Annotated in this window: 18 protein-coding genes; 5 read left to right on the forward strand and 13 right to left on the reverse strand. The window is 66.5% G+C overall.

Features of this window, described 5'->3' with window-relative positions:
- Nucleotides 1-165 precede the first annotated feature (165 nt).
- Nucleotides 166-981, reverse strand: coding sequence for a thioesterase family protein (locus AACX88_RS14810; protein ID WP_339393648.1), 816 nt, complete (start codon nucleotides 979-981; stop codon nucleotides 166-168).
- Between the two features lie 120 nt (nucleotides 982-1,101).
- Nucleotides 1,102-1,341 carry a hypothetical protein gene (locus tag AACX88_RS14815; protein ID WP_339393649.1) on the reverse strand — a complete coding sequence of 80 codons (240 nt, stop codon included), beginning with the start codon at nucleotides 1,339-1,341 and terminating at the stop codon, nucleotides 1,102-1,104.
- Nucleotides 1,342-1,485: 144 nt separating this feature from the next.
- Between AACX88_RS14815 and AACX88_RS14820 the strand changes: the two genes are divergently transcribed.
- Nucleotides 1,486-2,025, forward strand: coding sequence for a GNAT family N-acetyltransferase (locus tag AACX88_RS14820; RefSeq protein WP_339393650.1), 540 nt, complete (start codon nucleotides 1,486-1,488; stop codon nucleotides 2,023-2,025).
- 172 nt (nucleotides 2,026-2,197) lie between these two features.
- Here the strand turns inward: AACX88_RS14820 and AACX88_RS14825 are convergent, their stop codons facing one another.
- The gene (locus tag AACX88_RS14825) at nucleotides 2,198-4,561 is read right to left on the reverse strand and encodes a S1 family peptidase (RefSeq protein WP_339393651.1); all 2,364 of its coding nucleotides are present in this window, start codon (nucleotides 4,559-4,561) and stop codon (nucleotides 2,198-2,200) included.
- A gap of 299 nt (nucleotides 4,562-4,860) precedes the next feature.
- Complete coding sequence (locus tag AACX88_RS14830) at nucleotides 4,861-6,756, reverse strand: S1 family peptidase (RefSeq protein WP_339393652.1); 1,896 nt, start codon at nucleotides 6,754-6,756, stop codon at nucleotides 4,861-4,863.
- A gap of 244 nt (nucleotides 6,757-7,000) precedes the next feature.
- On the opposite strand from AACX88_RS14830, the gene AACX88_RS14835 reads away from it, so the two are divergent.
- The 3 genes from AACX88_RS14835 to AACX88_RS14845 are packed head-to-tail and all read left to right on the forward strand — an operon-like array spanning nucleotide 7,001 to nucleotide 8,829.
- Nucleotides 7,001-7,471, forward strand: a complete 471-nt coding sequence (locus AACX88_RS14835) for an META domain-containing protein (RefSeq protein WP_339393653.1) — start codon at nucleotides 7,001-7,003, stop codon at nucleotides 7,469-7,471.
- Complete coding sequence (locus tag AACX88_RS14840; protein ID WP_339393654.1) at nucleotides 7,468-7,770, forward strand: META domain-containing protein; 303 nt, start codon at nucleotides 7,468-7,470, stop codon at nucleotides 7,768-7,770. The genes AACX88_RS14835 and AACX88_RS14840 overlap by 4 nt, the downstream gene beginning before the upstream one ends.
- On the forward strand, nucleotides 7,771-8,829 hold the full coding sequence (locus AACX88_RS14845) for a DUF808 domain-containing protein (RefSeq protein WP_339393655.1): 1,059 nt from the start codon (nucleotides 7,771-7,773) through the stop codon (nucleotides 8,827-8,829).
- On the opposite strand, the gene AACX88_RS14850 is transcribed toward AACX88_RS14845, so the two are convergent.
- The 7 genes from AACX88_RS14850 to AACX88_RS14880 form a co-directional block, all read right to left on the reverse strand.
- Nucleotides 8,830-9,708 (reverse strand): ABC transporter ATP-binding protein, encoded by an 879-nt coding sequence (locus tag AACX88_RS14850; RefSeq protein WP_339393656.1) that lies wholly within the window; start codon nucleotides 9,706-9,708, stop codon nucleotides 8,830-8,832.
- Nucleotides 9,705-10,853, reverse strand: coding sequence for a FecCD family ABC transporter permease (locus tag AACX88_RS14855; RefSeq protein WP_339393657.1), 1,149 nt, complete (start codon nucleotides 10,851-10,853; stop codon nucleotides 9,705-9,707). Before AACX88_RS14855 ends, AACX88_RS14850 begins: the two co-directional genes overlap by 4 nt.
- Nucleotides 10,850-11,908 carry an iron chelate uptake ABC transporter family permease subunit gene (locus AACX88_RS14860; RefSeq protein ID WP_339393659.1) on the reverse strand — a complete coding sequence of 353 codons (1,059 nt, stop codon included), beginning with the start codon at nucleotides 11,906-11,908 and terminating at the stop codon, nucleotides 10,850-10,852. Before AACX88_RS14860 ends, AACX88_RS14855 begins: the two co-directional genes overlap by 4 nt.
- An 81-nt stretch (nucleotides 11,909-11,989) precedes the next feature.
- Nucleotides 11,990-12,469, reverse strand: a complete 480-nt coding sequence (locus AACX88_RS14865) for a SufE family protein (protein ID WP_339393660.1) — start codon at nucleotides 12,467-12,469, stop codon at nucleotides 11,990-11,992.
- Entirely contained in the window at nucleotides 12,469-13,371 is a 903-nt protein-coding gene (locus tag AACX88_RS14870) for a sulfurtransferase (RefSeq protein WP_339393661.1), read from the reverse strand. The genes AACX88_RS14865 and AACX88_RS14870 overlap by 1 nt, the downstream gene beginning before the upstream one ends.
- A gap of 50 nt (nucleotides 13,372-13,421) precedes the next feature.
- Complete coding sequence (locus tag AACX88_RS14875; RefSeq protein ID WP_339393662.1) at nucleotides 13,422-14,246, reverse strand: alpha/beta fold hydrolase; 825 nt, start codon at nucleotides 14,244-14,246, stop codon at nucleotides 13,422-13,424.
- A 16-nt stretch (nucleotides 14,247-14,262) separates the two neighbouring features.
- The gene (locus tag AACX88_RS14880; protein ID WP_339393663.1) at nucleotides 14,263-14,769 is read right to left on the reverse strand and encodes an SRPBCC family protein; all 507 of its coding nucleotides are present in this window, start codon (nucleotides 14,767-14,769) and stop codon (nucleotides 14,263-14,265) included.
- A gap of 61 nt (nucleotides 14,770-14,830) precedes the next feature.
- On the opposite strand from AACX88_RS14880, the gene AACX88_RS14885 reads away from it, so the two are divergent.
- The gene (locus AACX88_RS14885) at nucleotides 14,831-15,286 is read left to right on the forward strand and encodes an NUDIX hydrolase (RefSeq protein ID WP_339393664.1); all 456 of its coding nucleotides are present in this window, start codon (nucleotides 14,831-14,833) and stop codon (nucleotides 15,284-15,286) included.
- A 57-nt stretch (nucleotides 15,287-15,343) separates the two neighbouring features.
- Here AACX88_RS14885 and AACX88_RS14890 read toward each other — a convergent pair whose 3' ends face one another.
- Nucleotides 15,344-16,300, reverse strand: coding sequence for an iron-siderophore ABC transporter substrate-binding protein (locus AACX88_RS14890; protein ID WP_339393665.1), 957 nt, complete (start codon nucleotides 16,298-16,300; stop codon nucleotides 15,344-15,346).
- A gap of 125 nt (nucleotides 16,301-16,425) precedes the next feature.
- Nucleotides 16,426-17,907 (reverse strand): amino acid permease, encoded by a 1,482-nt coding sequence (locus AACX88_RS14895; protein ID WP_339393666.1) that lies wholly within the window; start codon nucleotides 17,905-17,907, stop codon nucleotides 16,426-16,428.
- Nucleotides 17,908-17,943 lie beyond the last annotated feature (36 nt).

Consider the following 17,943-nt stretch of genomic DNA (forward strand, 5'->3'; position numbering starts at 1 on the left):
TCGGTGTGTGGCCGATGAAGGTCTCGACGATCGAACGAGGCAAATCACGCGATGATGAGTTCGCAAGCAGGTATCGCAAATTTCTCCTCAATGCCGCTTGACTGAGCATAGGAGCATCACGGCCGCGTCCTGAGGTCACGAAGCGTGGTCCGACGTCACATGCCGTCAACGCGGCTGTCTCGCGAGCTGGCGGGACTGGGCGACGAGCCGCCCGGTCGAATCCCAGAGTTCGCAGTCCTCTTCGAACATCCCACCGGCGATGTTGCGGGTCTCCACCTTCACGGCGATCCATCCCGACGCCGGGATCGCCCGCACGTGCGCGGTGAGCTCCATCGTCGGCGCCCACCCGAACCGACCGAGGTCGAACATCGCGGGAGGGAAGGCATCGAGGAAGGTGAGCAGTGCCAGCGGATCGGCGTCGGCCCCGTCGCTGTGCCGGATCCATCCCCGCAGCAGTCCACGCCCGCTCGGCGCTCCCGTGGCGAATCCGGCCGTGGCAGGGTCGAAACGCATATCGAATCGGCTGGCGATCGGGGCAAGATCGAGGTACTCCCGGGGACCGTCGGCAATCGACATACAGTCCTCGGGGGCGGGAAGGTCCGGATGCCTCGCCGAGGTGGCGACATCGTCAGGGAGCGCGCCGAGGCTGCCGAAGGTGGCCAGGGCCGTGATCGTCGGGGCACCGGCCTGGCTGAGATCAGCACCAAGCGTCGCACTCGAGCGGCCGGCCCGGATGATCCTGGTCGCTACCTCAGCGGAGCCGGGGTCGCTGCGGCCGAGGTAGTAGGCGGAGATGACGAGAGGGTCGGGGAACTCCGGGACAGTCGCCGACAGCGCACGGCCGATCACGCTGAGGAGGTAGCCGCCGTTGACCGCGCCGGCGACCGTCCAGGCGCCGTCGAGGTCGGTCGCGAAGGTCGAGTCCGGTCGTCCGGTCACTGCGGTCGCTCGTGCGAAGTCGCTCTGGGTCTCAGTCGTCATGTGACCCAGATTACCAATTACTGAACGTTCGACAAGTCATTCGGCTACGCATCACTGTCAGCGCTGTCCGCTGTTCCAGTGTCCGCTGTTCCAGTATCCTCTGCGCAAACTGCCGCCGCTTCAGTGGCTGCTGTGCTTGCGCCCATCGGTCTTCTTGCCCCTGCGCTCATTGCCCCGACGATAATTCCCGGTGACACGTGCGAGCAGCTGCTGGTCGGAGAGGGAGTCGATGCCTAGCTTGGGGATGATTGCGGCCGCCTGCTTGCCGCCGAGTTCCATGACAGTGCGACCGCCCCGACCGATGATGACCATACCGGACTTCGTGATGCGGTAGTCGAATGGATCGTCCTCGATGCTCATCGTCGCTCTTCCACAGTGTTCTACTCGTCCGAGCACAGACTCGCGCTCCTTCACGACCCTTTCGACCGACGAGCTGTTCGCCCCCGGCGAGCCCCGTCCCTGCGTCAGCTGCCACGTCCGCCCCGTCGCAGTACGGTGGTCACCATGAGCATAGTCCTCGAACCGATCGATCATCGCGGAGCCGATCGTGATGTCCTCATCGAGTTCTTCTCGACCAATGCGTTCCCGTTCCATGGCCATGCGGCTGCCCGGTCCGCCGAGGAGGCTGCCGAGTTCGTCGATTCCGCAGGCTTCGTCGGTGAGGATGGTGCGGCTCTATGGGCGGTGGACTCCGAGCTCGGGAGGGTGGGCCTCGTCCGGTTCGGCGACCTCGGCGATCCGACGCCGATGATCGATCTGCGCTTGGCAGAGCGGTTCCGGGGCCGCGGTCTGGGAGTGCCGACGCTTCTGGCGGCCACGGATCATGTCTTCACGACCACCTCGGCGACCCGGTTCGAAGGCCAGACGCGCGAGGACAACACGGCAATGCGGACGGTCTTCGACCGGGCGGGCTGGTCGAAGGAGGCGCACCATCGTCGGGCATGGCCCACGCCGGACGGAACCCTGCTCGACGCTATCGGGTACGCGATCCTGCGTGAGGAATGGGAGACCGGAGTGACCGTGCCCGTTCGCTGGGACGACTGACTGCGCGACTCCATCGGCTCGAGGCGGGAACTACGCGGTGGAACAAAGCAGCGATGATGCCCGAGATGCAGCCACAGCGAGCTCGGGGATGCGGAAGGGCGCTCCCGGTGAAATCACCGGAAGCGCCCTTCCTTGGAAACCTCAGCCGGTCACAGGGTGACCGTCAGAGACCTCAGTTCTTCTTGACCCGACGCATCGTCAGCACCACTGCGGCACCACCGACGAGCAGCAGACCTGCACCGGCAGCAAGACCGGTCATCTCAGCACCGGTACGGGGCAGATCTCCACCGCCGTCACCGCCGCCCTTGCCGTCGTCGCTTCCGCCGCCGTTGCCCTGGTCATCGGCAACGACCTTGAACGAACCGGTCAGAGGCGACTCGTCGTCGGTGTCGTTGGCACCGGTGACGGAGACGTCGTACTTGCCCAGGTAGACCGAGGGATCGGAGGCAGAGATGCCGTAGATCGAGAACCCGGCCATGCCGTCGGCATTCGCGGTCTCGGTGAGCTCGATGCCCTTGACGTTCTTCGGGCCGGCCATGATCTTCAGCGTGACGGTCTCGCCCTCATCGAAGCCCTTGACCTGGATCTTCACGCCCTTGTCCTTCTTGACGAACTCGGATGCGGCGATCTCCTTCGGATCGATCGTGATGGCGCGCTCGGCAGGAGCCTCGCCGTCCTTCGAACCGTCAGAGTCGGAACCTGCATCCTTGGTGTCAGCTGCGGCACCGGCGTCGGCGTTGTCGCCGCCTTCGGCACCGGCATCGGCGTTCGCGTCGTTGCCATCGGCAGCGGCACCCGAATCGTCCGTGGCCTGAACGGTCACGGTGAACGTGGTGGCATCGGACTTCTGTCCGTCGACGACGGTCGTAGCCTTGTAGGCGTAGGCGCCTTCGGCCTCAGGACCCTCGAGGGTGAAGTTGCCGTCGGCATCAGCCGTGACGGTCTTGGAGCCTTCAGCGGGTGCGGCCTGGGCCGCGATCTGCGGACCGGACTGGGCAGGTGCCCACGAAACCTCGACCTGAGCGTTCGGGGTGGCCTTACCGGTCACCTGTCCGCCCGGCTCGATGGTCTGGTTGCCGGCCTTCGGCGCTTCCGGCTTCTCCGGGTTGCCGTCGTCCGATGCATTGGCTTCGGCACCGTCGGCGCCGGCATTCGAGTCAGCGGAGTCCGCGCCGCCATCGGCGTTCGCAGCGGCGCCATCGGCACCGGCATCGGCATTCGCGTCCTTGGTGTCGGCACCAGCGTCGGCGTTTGCGTCCTTGGTATCGGCACCGGCATCGGCGTTCGCCGCGGCACCATCGGCGCCCGCGTCGGCGTTCGCGTCCTTCGTGTCCGCACCTGCGTCAGCGTTCGCGTCCTTCGCATCGGCACCGGCACCGGCATCGGCGTTGGCAGCAGCCGAGTCGTCAGCGTTCGCGTCAGATCCGCCACCATTGTCCGGCGGGGTCAGGTTGAAGTTCTTGCCCCACTGCTGGAGCGAGTAGTCAAGGTCAGCGACCCAGCTGAACTCGAACGGCTTACCGCTCGCGTCCTTTGCAGGTCCACCGCCCGAGATGACGCCGAGAGCAGTGTCACCCTGGAAGACGCCGCCCCCGGAGTCACCGGGCTGAGAGAACGGCTTCTCGACCGACGACTGCACTCCGAATCCGTGCACCCAGTAGCCACCGATGTTGGCGTACTGGAATTTCGCGTTGTACTCGGTCCAGACATCGCCTTCGGTCAGACCGGTCGTACGCCCTGACTTCTGAATCTTGCCCGGCTGCTCGGAACCGACCTGCTTGATGTTCGTGGCGAGCTTAGCCGAAAGATCGTTCGATTCGGCGCTCGTCCAATTCGTCACACCGTTCTTGACGCCGTACTTCGACTTGTCGACGTTCATGACCGCGAAGTCGATGTCCGTCGCCTTCGGCTCGGGCCAGGTGCTCGAATCTTCGCCGACCAGGAGGTCTCCGCTGCCGTAGCTGGAGAAGCCCCATTTGCCGATGACGCCGAGTCCCGACGCATTGAATCCCTTGCCACCGGCTGCGGGAGCGGTGGACGGCTGCTCGGTTTGATCGACAGTCGAGGGCCCGGAGATCACACCGGTGTCGGCGTTGTAGTCCTTCGCGCAGTGACCTGCGGTGAGGACAACCGGATTGCCGGCGTCATCCCAGCCGGAGAAGCCTGTTGAGCACGCACCGCCACCGGAAGGAGTCTTCACGAGGTAACCGGCGCCTCCGACGATGTCGTTGGCAGCGTAGGGCTTGAGTTCGCCGATTCCGGTGATGACCTCGACGTTGTCGAACTTCTTCTCGAGGTCCTTGATCTCGTCGGTCTTCTTCTCAACACCGAGGTTGAGCTTGCCGTTCTTGATGCCATAGGCGTTGACATTGCCGGCATCGATGTCGGCCAGAGCCTTCTCGACCTGCTTGTCGCTCTGCACGTCGAGCTTCTGCGGGCCGGTGGCCATCGCAGGCGACGCGAAGAACGCACTGCCCAGACCCAGCGCCGCAGCGGCGGTCAGAGCAAGCGAACTCTGCACGAGCTTCTTCTGCATACTTTCCGTCTCTCTTCTCAGGGGAGTTGCTAATGTCACAAACCGATGACCTTAGTCACAAACAGATTACGGTCCGCGCCCAGCATCCACCAAGAATCAGGCCTTCTGGCTGTGAACTAAATGAACGAAACGTCACTGTCCTTGCTCGACTGCCTGAACCGACCGACAAGTGCACTTGACAACAGATGCCGTACTGTCGCGCAATCGACCGCAGACACGAGGAAGGGCGCTCCCGGTGAGACCACCGGAAACGCCCTTCTCGGATCATTCATTCGGTCACAGGGTGACCGTCAGAGACCTCAGTTCTTCTTGACCCGACGCATCGTCAGCACCACAGCGGCACCACCGACGAGCAGCAGACCTGCACCGGCAGCCAGACCGGTCAGCTCAGCACCGGTACGGGGCAGATCTCCACCGCCGTCACCGCCGCCCTTGCCGTCATCACTTCCGCCGCCATTGCCCTGATCATCGGCGACGACCTTGAACGAACCGGTCAGAGCCGACTCATCCTCGGTGTCATTGGCACCCGTGACGCTCACGTCGTACTTGCCGACGTAGACCGAGTGGTCCGAGGCGCTCGTGCCGTAGATCGAGAACTTTGCGACACCGTCGGCGTTCGCCGTCTCATCGAGCTCGATGCCCTTGACGTTCTTCGGACCGGCGACGACCTTGAGGGAGACCTTCTCACCCTCGTCGAAGCCCTTGACCGTGATATTCACGGCCTTGTCCTGCTTGACGAAGTCCGATGCGGCAATCTCCTTCGGATCGACGGTGATGGCCCGCTCGACCGGGGTCGGCGTCTCCGTCTTCTCCTCCTCGACCGTCACGGTGAATTCGGACGGCTTCGACTCCTGGCCACCGACGATCGCGGTCGCGGTGTAGTCGTAGTCGCCTGCAGCCGCAGGGCCTTCGAGCACGAAGTTGCCGTCGGCATCGGCCTTGACCGTCTTCGAACCGTCCTTGGCTGCCTGCGCACTGTTCGTGCCGGCGTCCGCGGCGGGCTTCCAATCGACCTTGACCTCAGCGTTCGCCGCGGCCTTGCCCTTGACGTCGCCGTTGGGCTTGATCGTCTGGTCCTTGACCACCGGGGCAGCGGGTGCCTCAGGAGTCTCGGTGCCGGGCTTCTGAAGGTTGAACGACTGTCCGGACTGCTCGAGCGAGTAGTCGAGGTCGGCGACCCAGCCGAACTCGGTTCCGTCACCCTGCGGTCCGCCGCCCGAGATGACACCGACAGCGGTGTCACCCTGGAAGACCGCGCCACCGGAGTCACCCGGCTGCGAGAACGGCTTGGAGGCCGGGGAGGTCACGCCGAAGCCGTGCACCCAGTATCCGCCGACGTTCTGGAAGTCGAAGTCGTACTCCGAGCGCGGAATGACCTGGCCTTCGGTCAGACCGGTCGTACGGCCCGACTTCTGGATCTTGCCTTCGGTGTGCGGACCGACCTTGGCGATGTCGGTGGCCAGCTTCGTCGACAGATCGTCGGTCTTCGCGGTCGTCCAGTCGGTGACGCCGTTCTTGACGTTGTACTTCGACTTGTCGACGTTGATCACGGCGAAGTCGATATCGCTCTCCTTGGGCAGCGGCCACGTCTCCGGGTCGCCGCTGAGGAGATCTCCACTGCCGTAGCTGGTGAAGCCCCACTTGCCGATGACGCCGAGTCCGGACTTCTCGAAGCCGTCTCCGCCGGCGGCCTGAGCCGTGCTCGGACGTTCGGTCTCGTCGACCACCGTGGCGCCCTTGATCGCACCGGTGCTCGGGTTGTATTGCTTCGAGCAGTGACCAGCGGTGAGGACGACGGGATTGCCCGCGTCATCCCAACCGGAGAAGCCTGTCGAGCACACGCCGCCGCCGGAGGGCGAGTCGACGAGGTAGCCGGCACCGCCGACGAGGTCGTTCTTCGCGTAGGGCTGCAGTTCCTTGATGCCCTCGGTGACCTTGACGTTCGAGAACTTCTTCGTCAGCTCTTCGATCTCGGGCGTGATCTTCTCAACGCCGAGGCTGAGCTTGCCGTTGCGCTCACCGTAGGCGTTGACGCCTTCGACCTCTGACAGTGCCTTCTGGATCTGCTTGTCGCTCTGCACGTCGAGCTTCTGCGGTCCGGCAGCCATCGCCGGCGACGCGAAGAACGCGCTGCCCAGGCTGAGCGCCGCTGCGGCGGTCAGGGCGAGCGAACTCTGCACGATTTTCTTCTGCATACTCTTGGATTCCCTTGGTCGGATACATGGTGACGATCGGCTGATGCCCTCACCTCGATGTCACCCGAAGATCACACCCAGGTCACGGGAACAGCCTCTCAACCACATGCCAGATTACGGTTCGGCAACGACGCCGGGCAACAAGTCTGCGTGTTGCGGGTGAACAAAACGAACTAAACCTGGATTCTCCGACCGCATGCGCCGAACCCATCGAGAGGACAAGCCCGCCCGTTATGATCGGGACATGGATACCCTCATGCAGCTCCGCCCTTCGGGCCGCCTCAGATTCGCGCTCGGCGCAGTCGCGCTCGCGACTGCCCTGCCGCTTGCCGCCTGCGGACCGGGGACGGAACCGACCGAGCCATCGAGCTCCTCGGCGAGCGGGACGAGCGCCGAGACGAGCACTCCGAGCGATTCAGCGAGCGCGACGATCGACCCTGTCGGCAAGTGGACCTCGCCTGAGGCAGGTAATCCGTTCCTTGAGCTCACTGACGACGGGAATGTCACCGGCTCCGACGGCTGCAATCGCATCTCGACCACCTGGAAACTCGACGGCACCTCGGTCGCATTCGAACCCTTCGCCTCGACTCAGAAGGCGTGTGCGGGAGTCGATTCCTGGCTGGCGAAAGCCGCCAGCGCCACGATCGACGGCGACGTCATGACCGTCAAGGACGGCCAGGGCTCGGTCATCGGCGGATTGGAGAAGGAGAAATGACGCAGAACATCACCGGCCGGTGGGTGACCGAACCCGGATCGAAGGCCTTTCTCGACTTCGCCGACGGCGGCGCGCTCTCCGGCAGCGACGGCGCCAACCGCATCTCGACGAGCTGGCAGGCAGACGGCGATGAGGCCGTCGTCGATGCCTTCCTCACCACGCAGATGGCTGCCCCCGGAATGACTCCCTGGGTCGGCCGAATCCACCGCGTCACGGTCGACGGCGACACCCTCATCGTCCTCGATCATGCCGGGAACCGCCTCGGCGAGATGATTCGCGACACCGGTGGGGAGAAGTAGATGGCCGGCGGTCTCTTCGCCCTCCTCGACGATGTCGCAGCGCTCGTCAAGCTCTCTGCGGCCAGCCTCGACGATGTCGCCGCCGGTGCGTCCCGAGCCGGAGCGAAGACCGTCGGTGTCGTCGTCGACGACGCGGCGGTGACGCCGAAGTTCGTCGAGGGCGTCGATCCGAAGCGCGAACTGCCGATCATCAAACGCATCGCCATCGGCTCGCTGTTCAACAAGATCGTCATCATCCTGCCGATCATCCTCCTGCTCAGCCAGTTCCTCCCGTGGCTGCTCACTCCCCTGCTCATGATCGGCGGCACCTACCTGTGCTTCGAAGGCGCGGAGAAGATCTTCGAGAAGCTCGGCTGGATCGAACACCACGAGGAGGAACCCACCGCCGCCCAGCCCAGTGACGAAGACGAAGCGGGTCGGGAGAAGAAGATCGTCCGGTCGGCGATCACGACCGACTTCGTGCTCAGCTGCGAGATCATGGTCATCGCGCTCAACGAGGTCGCGACCGAACCGCTGCTGTCCCGGGCGATCATCCTCGTCATCGTCGCCCTCGCCATCACCGTGGGCGTCTACGGCGTCGTCGGCCTCATCGTCAAGATGGACGACATCGGCCTCCACATGACCAAGCACGAGAACCCGGGCTCACAGAAGTTCGGTCGCTTCCTCGTCAAAGCGATGCCGAAGCTCCTCGCCGGCCTCTCGACGATCGGCACCCTCGCGATGCTCTGGGTCGGCGGGCACATCATCCTCGTCGGCACCGACGAGCTCGGCTTCACCGCGATCTACGACTTCGTCCACAGCCTCGAGGCTCCCGCTGCCGAGGTCGCGGGCATCCTCGGCTGGCTGGTCAACACGTTCTTCTCGCTCATCCTCGGCACGATTTGGGGCAGCATCGTCGCGGGAATCGCGATCGGCATCCAGAAGCTCGTGAAGAAGCCCGAAGCGGAGACGGCGCATGACGCACCCGCTGCGGCCGGAACGGATATCGCAGCGAAGGAAGCGAAGGACGACGCGACGGGATCAGCGGACTCGACGCGGAAGCAGCCTCCGACCGACTGATCAGACCGCCTCGGCGGCCTGAAGCTGGGCGAAGGTCTTCTTCGGCGGACCGGGCACGATCATCGGCGCCCCGGTGACCGGATCGTCGATGACGCTGCAGTCGATGCCGAAGACGTCGTGGACGAGATCGGCGGTGACGATGTCGCCGGGCGCACCCTGCGCAACGATCTCACCGTCCTTCATCGCGATGATCTCATCGGCGTAGCGGCACGCCTGGTTGAGGTCGTGGAGGACGGCGACGAGGGTGTGCCCGTGCTCGTGGTTGAGCTGGGCGAAGAGATCGAGCAGTTCGATCTGGAAGGCGACGTCGAGGAACGTCGTCGGTTCGTCAAGGAGGAGCAGCGGCGTCTCCTGCGCAAGCACCATCGCCACCCACACCCTCTGCCGCTGTCCGCCCGAGAGTTCGTCGACGAGACGCGAGGACAGCACCTCCGTGTTCGTCGCCCGCAGGGCCGAGAGCACGGCAGCCTCATCCTCGTCCGTCCACTGCCGCAGGAACGACTGGTGCGGGTGCCGTCCACGGGCGACGAGTTCGCCGACGGTGATGCCCTCCGGGGCGATCGACGACTGCGGCAGCAGACCGAGTCGCTTCGCGATCTGCTTCGTCTTCATCCTCGAGATGTCGGCGCCGTCGAGGAGCACGGTGCCCTTCGCCGGGGGCAGCAGCCGTGCGAGCGCCCGCAGCAGCGTCGACTTCCCGCACGCATTGGGGCCGACGATGACGGTGAACTTCCCTGCCGGGATCCGCACATCGAGGTCGGTGACGATCTGCCGCTGGTCGTAGGCCAGATCGAGGCCTTCCGCGGCCAGCGGAGCAGGTGCCGTGCCCGTGCCGCTGCCCAGGTCGGACGAATCGCCGGAGATGATGTGAGCGCTCATGGTGCCTTCCGTGCTTCGTGGATGAGGAGCCAGATCAGGTAGACGCCGCCGATGCACACGGTGACGACGCCGACGGGGAACTGGATGTCGTCCGCTGCGTCGACACCGATGACACCCAGCCACACGAGCAGCTGGTTCGTCAGCGCCATCCCGTGCTGGGCGATGAGATCGGCGGCGACGAGCAGCAGACCGCCCACGGCCGCAGCCATGAGCAGGCTCGTGCCCTGCGACTTCGCGATCCGTCGCCCGATCTGCGGGGCGGCCAGCGCCACGAACGCGATCGGCCCGGCAGCCGCGGTGACGACGGCGACGAGGGCGACGGCGATGAGGATGAGGGCCGCACGCACGGGTTCGTTGCGCACGCCCAGGGCCTTCGCGGTGTCGTCGCCGAACTCCAAGGTCCCGAGGTCGCGGGCGAAGACACCGCAGCCGAGGCCGAGGACGATGACGGCGACGGTCGCCGGCAGGATCGTCGACCAGCCCATGCCGTTGAGCGTGCCGGCGCCCCAGGTCGCCGCGGCCATCGCGAGGTCGAGGTCGGAGCGCATGATCAGCCACGTATTGAACGCGTTGAGCATCGCCGTGAGCGCAATGCCGACGATGATGAGGCGGAATCCCTGGACCCCGCCCTTCCACGTGAGGACGTAGACGAGCAGAGCGGTGAGGATGCCGCCGAGGATGGCTCCGAAGGCCGTGGACACGAAGCTCGTGCCGAAGAGGATGATCGTGACGATGCCGCCGGTGTAGGCACCGGTCGAGAAGCCGATGATGTCGGGGCTGCCGAGCGGATTGCGGGTCAGCGACTGGAACACGGCCCCCGAGACGCCGAGCCCGGCACCGAGGACGATTCCGGCGAGGATCCGCGGAGCCCGCCATTCGCCGACGACCGTGTTGACGATGCGCTTGTCGGCGACGCCGAAGAGCCCTTGGAACACCTCGGTGGGGGTGAGGGCGAACTTGCCAAGCAGCAGCCCGAGGAACCCGCAGACCAACGCGAGCAGCGTGACGATGCCGGCGATGACGACGACCCGCACGTCGATGCGGCGACCGAAGGCGACCACCATCGGGCGACCGAAGTCGATCCTCTCCCCCGGGGCGACCTCGCCGCCGGGGACGAGCGCGACGGGACTCTCCGACGACTTCACAGACCGCTCGCTTTCTTCCGGCGGACGAGGGCGATGAGCACGGGCGCACCGACGAACGCGGTGACGACGCCGACCTGCAGCTCCCCCGGCTTCATGACGACGCGGCCGATGATGTCGGAGGCGAGCAGCAGGATCGGGGCGAGGACGACCGAATAGCCGAGTATCCACCGCTGGTCGGGTCCGACGATCCAGCGCGCGATGTGCGGGATCATCAGCCCGATGAATCCGATCGGACCGGCCGCGGCCGTGGCCGCTCCCGCCAGCAGGGTGACGGCGATGATCGAGAGGATGCGGGTGCGGTTGACCGAGGTGCCGAGGCTGGCGGCGAGATCGTCACCGAGGGCGACGGCGTTGAGCGAATGGGACAGCGCGAGGGCGAGGACGACGCCGATGACGATGAATGGGGCCACGGCGGTCACGGTGTCGAATCCGCGACCCGCGATCGCGCCGACGTCCCACGAGCGGAACGCGTCGAAGGCCCGCTCGTTGGTCAGCAGGATGCCCTTCGTCAGGCCCGCGAGCACTGCGGCCACGGCCACTCCGGCGAGGGTGAGCCGGATCGGGTCGACCGTGCGATTGCGTCCCGAAGAGCCGATGATGTAGACCCCGGTCGTCGCCAGCAGCGCCCCGGCGAAGGCGAACCAGATGTAGCCGCCGATCGAGGTGATCCCGAAGAAGGCGATGCCGACGGTGACGGCGAACGAGGCTCCGGCGTTGACGCCGAGGATGCCGGGATCGGCGAGCGGATTGCGGGTGAGCGCCTGGATGAGTCCCCCGGCCAGTCCCAGGCCCATGCCGACGAGGATGCCGAGCACCGTGCGCGGGTACCGCAGTTCGAGGACGACGAGCTGGTCGTCGCTGCCCGAGGGGGCGACGAAGGCGCCGATGACCTCCGACAGGGGCATGTCCCTCGTCCCGATCGCGAGCGAGGCGAGGACGACGATGACGAGGAGCGCGAGGGAGACGATGAGTCCGACGGAGCGCTTGACCCGCAGCGTCCGCGACGACGCCTGTCCGGTGGATGTCGCCGAGGCGGTGGTGGCGAGACCGGTCATCGAAGGTCCTTCGGGTGGCTGATTAGGGCAGGCTAACCATAATCTAGCCCACTTCGACCGCTCAGCCAACCGAGGTCGTCGTCACGCGGAGGTGATTGTGCCGATTCTCTCAGACACCTGCCGCTGGATGCGCGAGAGCATGCCGCTCATTCCGCGCAGGCGCAACGGGCTGACCGCCTCGGTCAGCGACAGACGCAGGGGCAGGTCCGCGGGGATGGAGAGGACCGCCGCGGCGGACTGGCCGTCGAGCCCTTCGGAGAGGATCCCCGCGAAGCCGCGCGTCGTCGGGGCCTCCGGCGGAGCCGAGAAGTGCAGGCGCACGATCGCCTGCTCACCCTGCTCCGGATCGTCGACCTCGGTGACGAGGAAGATCGGCGACTGGCATTCGGGCACCGGTTCGAGCAGCTCGGGATGGTCGGCGAAGCGCGCCGGGAGCTCGGGCAGCTCGGAGGAGAACTCGAGGAGGAGCTGCAGCCGGTCGGCCGGGTCGGTCTCGGCGAAGTCGGTGACGATCTCGGCCAAGGACTCCGGCAGGTCGGAGGTGACGATGTCCTCGCTCATCAGCGGCTTTGCACCTCGCCGGGTTCGGTGCCCACGGCGATGGGCACGCGCACGGCGTTGCCCCATTCGGTCCACGAGCCGTCGTAGTTGCGGACGTGGTCGTAGCCGAGGAGGTGCTGGAGGACGAACCATGTGTGGCTCGAGCGCTCACCGATGCGGCAGTAGGCGATGATGTCCTCGGAGGTGCCGAGGCCCGCGCCATCGGTGTAGATCGCGCGCAGCTCCTCGGCGGTCTTGAAGGTGCCGTCCTCGTTCGCAGCCTTCGCCCACGGCACCGACTGGGCACCGGGGATGTGGCCGCCGCGCAGGGCGCCCTCTTCGGGGTAGGCCGGCATGTGGGTGCGCTCCCCGGTGTACTCCTCGGGGCTGCGGACGTCGATGAGCGGCCGGGTGCCGAGGCCGTCTCTGACCTCGGGCAGGAAGGCCCGCAGGGTCGAGTCGTCGCGGTCGATGACGGGGTAGTCGCTCGGCGTGCGCTCGGGTCGGGCCGTGGTCAACTCGCGTCCTTCGGCCTCCCACTTCGCCCGGCCGCCGTCCATGAGGCGGACGTCGGGATGGCCGAAGAGCGAGAACACCCACAGGGCGTACGCGGCCCACCAGTTGGACTTGTCGCCGTAGAAGACGACGGTGTCCTCACGGGAGATCCCCTTGGCCGAGAGCAGCTTCGCGAAGCCATCCCCGTCGACGTAGTCGCGGGAGACCGGGTCGTTGAGTTCGGTGTGCCAGTCGATCTTGACGGCACCGGGAATGTGGCCGGTCTCGTAGAGGAGGACGTCCTCGTCGCTTTCGATGACGACGACGCCGGGATCGTTGCCGTGCTCGGCCACCCAGTCGGTGCTCACGAGTCGGGATCCGTCGGCGTAGTCGGCGAACTTGGGCGTCGGGTCACTCGGTGTGCTCACTCGGTCCTCCTGGGAAGCGATGTTCGTGGTCATACTGCTCAACAGTGTGCTCAACCAGCATATTCCGGTCGCTCGAGGAACGTCCGCACGGCCGTCACGAAGGCTTCGGGCTTCTCCGAGTGGACCCAGTGGCCCGAGCCCTTGACGGTGAGCAGTGTGGTGCGGGGGAAGAAGGAGCGCATGAGCGGCAGCTGTGCGCGGTCGATGTAGTCCGACTCCGCCCCGGCCATCCACAGCACAGGGCGATCGAAGGTTGCGGACCCGCCGGCGCGAGAGGTCAGTTCCGTCGCGTCCGGGAATCCGCCGATCGTCGGCAGACTCGCACGCAGCAGCGTGAGGTTCGGCTGCCACGCATAGCCGTCCGGTGAGGGGCGGAGGTTCTGCAGCAGGAATCCGCGCACGACCGGGTCGGGGATCGACGCCTGCAGCGCCTGATCCGCCTCGGTGCGCGAGGCGACGGCGCCGAGGTCGAGCTCGGCAAGGCTGGAGAGGAGATGGTTGAAGGTCCCGACGTCCCCTCCCCCGCTCGGGGCGATGTCGACGACGACGAGGCGGTCGACGAGCTCGGGGTGGCGCAGGGCCAGGACCATGGCGACCTTGCCGCCGAGGGAGTGCCCGACGAGGTGGACCGGCCTCTCCTCGGGGGCGGTCACCTCGGCGATGTGGGCGGCCACGGCATCGGCGATGTCGACGTAGCTGAAGTCCTCGGTCCACGCGGAGTCGCCGTGGTTGGGAAGGTCGACGAGGAGGCTCGAGAACTCCGGGGTCAGCGCCTTCGCGACGGTGGCGAAGTTCTTGCCCCGGCCGAAGAGCCCGTGGAGGAAGACGATGAGCTTCCCGCTCTCCCCGATGCGTCTGCTGGCGATCGTACTCACGCCTCCAGACTACCCGTCACCTGCGGCGGGTCATCGTCTTCTCCAACGAGGCCAGGGAGGCTGCGAGGAACGCGGGCGGGAAGACGGGGAAGCCGCCGAACTGGTCGCGCACGTCCTGCGTCGTCTCCGACCAGTCGTAGGTCAGCGTCACCTCGGTGCCGGCGTCGACCGGACGCAGGTCGTAGCGCCAGCGCCAGCCGCCCGTGGCCACCTCGCCGGCGGCGTCGGCCTGCCCGGGATCCCAGGCGATCGCCGTCTCGGGTTCGAAGGTCGTGACGACGTTGTCCATCCGGTAGGCCCCGCCCGCCTGCTCGAGGAACATGTTCATCGAGAACACCTGACCGGTGCGGGTGATCGGTTCGGAGGTGATCGATGACCGCACCCAGTCCCCCGGTTCGGTGTCCTGGTGGCGGCCGGGGTCGGAGAGGAGTGCGAAGATCTCGCCCGCCTCGGCGGGGATGACTCGGGTCGCGGACATCTTGTCGTCGGGATAGGCGCCGGTGCGCGCAGAGGTTTCGGCCATGGTCTCAGCCTAGGCACGGGGCGAGCGGTTGTGAAGCCGGCCACATGGGTAGGGTGTGGGCATGGACTTGCACTTCTCCGAGTACGACACCCGCCTGGCCGGCTATGCGGTGATCGTCAATGACAGCAATGAGATCCTGCTCAGCTGGTTCAACGGAGGAGGCGAACCGTCACGGGCCCTGTGGACGCTGCCCGGCGGCGGCATCGACTACGACGAGAGCATCGAGGACGGCACGGTGAGGGAGATCCGGGAGGAGACCGGATTCGACGCCGAACTCCTCCGTCCCCTGACGACCCACAGCTTCACCGAGAAGCGCCGAGGCGGCCGACCGTTCAAAGGGGTGCAGGTCGTCTATCTCGCCGAGATCGTCGGCGGGACGCTGGGCACGCTCGAGGTCGACGGCACGACCGATCGGGCCGAGTGGATCTCGGTCGCCGCGCTGTCGCGCATCCGGCACGCCCGCATCATCGACGTCGGTCTCGATGCCTGGCGTGCCGAACGCGCGCAGCAGCGGTAGCAGCGCTGCGCTAGCGGTGAGCCTCGCTCGGCTGCGCTGAGCGGCCCTGCGGGTCGGCTACTTGACGGCCGACTTGATGAGGTCGGGCATCTTCTCGACCGCGTAGCGGGCCGAGAGCACGGAGTTGAGGGAGAACGCCTTGCGCAGTTCGTCGTCCTTCTCCGTGAGCACGATCGAGCGTCCGTCGGCGACGGCGGGGATCCGCTTGAAGCCCGGATCCTCGGTCACCTCGGAGTCGGGGACGTAGATCGGGAATGCGACGAGGAGGTCGGCGTCGAGGTCGCCCAGCTTCTCCTCGGACACCGGTGCGCTGAACCCCTCGGCCTTGAGGGCGTCGATCTTCGGCGACTGGGTGAAGCCGAGGTTCTCCATGAACTGCACCCTCTCGGTGCCCTTGACGTAGGCGCCCCACCCTTCCGAGGTCTTCGCTGCGACGGTGACCGTCTTGCCCTGGAATTCGGGGTTGGCCTCACGCGCGGCCGCGAACTGCGCGTCGAGGTCGCTCAGCTGCTTCTTCCCCTCGTCCTCCTTGCCGAGAGCCTCGGAGATCATCGTCACCTGGTCGTCCATTGACGTGAGGTAGTTGTCGCCGCCCTTGGGCGGGCCGACGGTCGGGGCGATCTCGCTGAGCCGGTCGTAGCGCTGCTGCTCGCCCGAACTCTTGACGTCGAGGATGAGGTCGGGGTCGAGGGCGGCGATCGCCTCGTAGTCGGGTTCGAGCGTCGCGATGATCTCCGGCGCCGTGTCGTAGAGCTTCTCCGCCCACGGGCCGACGCCCGAACCGCCGAACTCGACCCAGTCGGAGGCGCCGACGGGCTGGACGCCGAGTGCCAGCGCCGTCTCCGCGTCGCCCCAGCCGAGGGCGACGACGCGCTGCGGGTCGGCGGGGACCTCGACGGCCCCGAACTTCGTGTCGACGGTCGCGCCGGGGGCGGCCTCCTGGTCGCTGCCGCCGCCGGAGCAGGCGGTGAGCAGCAGCGCCGAGGCGAGGATGGGGGCGAGGATTCTGCGCATGGATCTCTTTCTCGGTTCGTCGCGCAGGCACGGATGCGCCCGCGGCCTTAGGTGAGCCTAGCTTAATCCACACGCGCGGGTGTGCAGAATCCTCCCCCGGCAAGCCCTGTTGCCGCTCTGACGACTCAGTCCTTCGGTGCGATCTCGAGTCCGTCGACATCGACCGACTCGAGCGGCACGATCCCGGAGGCCGGTCCCTTGACGAGGCGGTAGATGCCCCATACGAGGAGGAAGACGGGCAGCCCGATGTAGGCGGAGGCGACCTCCATGACGCGGCCGTCGGCGACGGCTTCGATGTTCTGCCCGGCGACGACGACGATGAGCATGATGAGGGCGATGATCGGACCGACCGGGAACAGCGGTGCCCGGTACGGCAGGTTCGCCACATCGTGGCCCTGCCTGACGTAGGCCCGCCGGAACCGGAAGTGGCACCACGCGATGCCGATCCACACGATGAAGCCGGAGAGTCCGGAGACGTTGATCAGCCACGTGTAGGCCGCCCCGTCGCCCATCACCTCGGTGAGGAAGCCGAAGAGGCCGATGAGCGCGGTGGCGATGAGCGCCATGACGGGGACGCCGCGTTCGTTGAGGCGGGCGAAGAGCTTCGGCGCGGTGCCGTCCTTGGCCATCGAGTAGAGCATGCGGGTCGAGGCGTAGAGGCCGGAGTTGCCGGCGGAGAGGATCGCGGTGAGGATGACGGCGTTCATCACGCTTGCGGCCACGGCGATGCCGGCGCGTTCGAAGACGAGGGTGAAGGGCGAGGCGGTGATGTCGCTGTTGTCGGCCGAGGCGAGCAGGGAGGGATCGGTGTAGGGCAGGAGGAAGCCGATGACGACGATCGCGCCGATGTAGAAGAGCATGATGCGCCAGAACACGGTGCGGATGGCGCGCGGCATGTCGCGGCGCGGGTCCTTCGACTCCCCTGCGGCGACACCGACGAGTTCCGTGCCCTGGAAGGAGAAGCCGGCGATCATGAACACGCTGATGATCGACATCCAGCCGCCGACGAACGGCGCCTCCCCGGTCGTCCAATTCGAGAATCCGGGCGAGCGGCCGCCGATGATGCCGGCGATCATGAGCACGCCGAGGATGAGGAAGAGGAGGACGGCGGTGACCTTGATCGCGGAGAACCAGAACTCCCCTTCGCCGAAGGCGCGGGCGGAGAGGAAGTTGAGTCCGGTGAGCAGGGCGAGGAACACGGCTGCCCAGATCCATGAGGGGACGTCGGGCAGCCAGAAGGACATGATGACGCCGGCGGCGACGAGTTCGGCGGCCAGGGTGATCGCCCAGTTGAACCAGTAGTTCCAGCCCATCGCGAAGCCGAAGGCGGGGCTGACGTACCGCGATCCGTACGTGTGGAACGACCCGGCCACGGGCAGGTGCGTCGAGAGTTCGCCGAGGGACTGCATGACGAAGAGCACCATGATGCCGATCGCGGCGTAGGCGAGCAGCGCCCCGCCGGGTCCCGCCTGAGAGATCGTTCCGCCCGAGCCGAGGAAGAGCCCGGTGCCGATGGCGCCGCCGATCGCGATCATCTGCAGGTGCCGCGAGTGCAGGCCCCGCTTGAGTTCGCGGGTCTTCTTCGCCGAGGTGTCCGCCTGAGTCATCCTGCCCCTTGCTCGTTCCGGTCGGACCCGATTGCG

Source organism: Brevibacterium metallidurans (assembly GCF_037101285.1).
Lineage (GTDB): Bacteria > Actinomycetota > Actinomycetes > Actinomycetales > Brevibacteriaceae > Brevibacterium > Brevibacterium metallidurans.

Excerpts from the sequence above, each read along its gene's own strand:
- AACX88_RS14810 (WP_339393648.1), bottom strand. The coding sequence starts at position 981 with ATGACGACTGAGACCCAGAGCGACTTCGCACGAGCGACCGCAGTGACC.
- AACX88_RS14815 (WP_339393649.1), bottom strand. The coding sequence starts at position 1,341 with ATGAGCATCGAGGACGATCCATTCGACTACCGCATCACGAAGTCCGGT.
- AACX88_RS14820 (WP_339393650.1), top strand. The coding sequence starts at position 1,486 with ATGAGCATAGTCCTCGAACCGATCGATCATCGCGGAGCCGATCGTGAT.
- AACX88_RS14825 (WP_339393651.1), bottom strand. The coding sequence starts at position 4,561 with ATGCAGAAGAAGCTCGTGCAGAGTTCGCTTGCTCTGACCGCCGCTGCG.
- AACX88_RS14830 (WP_339393652.1), bottom strand. The coding sequence starts at position 6,756 with ATGCAGAAGAAAATCGTGCAGAGTTCGCTCGCCCTGACCGCCGCAGCG.
- AACX88_RS14835 (WP_339393653.1), top strand. The coding sequence starts at position 7,001 with ATGGATACCCTCATGCAGCTCCGCCCTTCGGGCCGCCTCAGATTCGCG.
- AACX88_RS14840 (WP_339393654.1), top strand. The coding sequence starts at position 7,468 with ATGACGCAGAACATCACCGGCCGGTGGGTGACCGAACCCGGATCGAAG.
- AACX88_RS14845 (WP_339393655.1), top strand. The coding sequence starts at position 7,771 with ATGGCCGGCGGTCTCTTCGCCCTCCTCGACGATGTCGCAGCGCTCGTC.
- AACX88_RS14850 (WP_339393656.1), bottom strand. The coding sequence starts at position 9,708 with ATGAGCGCTCACATCATCTCCGGCGATTCGTCCGACCTGGGCAGCGGC.
- AACX88_RS14860 (WP_339393659.1), bottom strand. The coding sequence starts at position 11,908 with ATGACCGGTCTCGCCACCACCGCCTCGGCGACATCCACCGGACAGGCG.
- AACX88_RS14865 (WP_339393660.1), bottom strand. The coding sequence starts at position 12,469 with ATGAGCGAGGACATCGTCACCTCCGACCTGCCGGAGTCCTTGGCCGAG.
- AACX88_RS14880 (WP_339393663.1), bottom strand. The coding sequence starts at position 14,769 with ATGGCCGAAACCTCTGCGCGCACCGGCGCCTATCCCGACGACAAGATG.
- AACX88_RS14885 (WP_339393664.1), top strand. The coding sequence starts at position 14,831 with ATGGACTTGCACTTCTCCGAGTACGACACCCGCCTGGCCGGCTATGCG.
- AACX88_RS14890 (WP_339393665.1), bottom strand. The coding sequence starts at position 16,300 with ATGCGCAGAATCCTCGCCCCCATCCTCGCCTCGGCGCTGCTGCTCACC.
- AACX88_RS14895 (WP_339393666.1), bottom strand. The coding sequence starts at position 17,907 with ATGACTCAGGCGGACACCTCGGCGAAGAAGACCCGCGAACTCAAGCGG.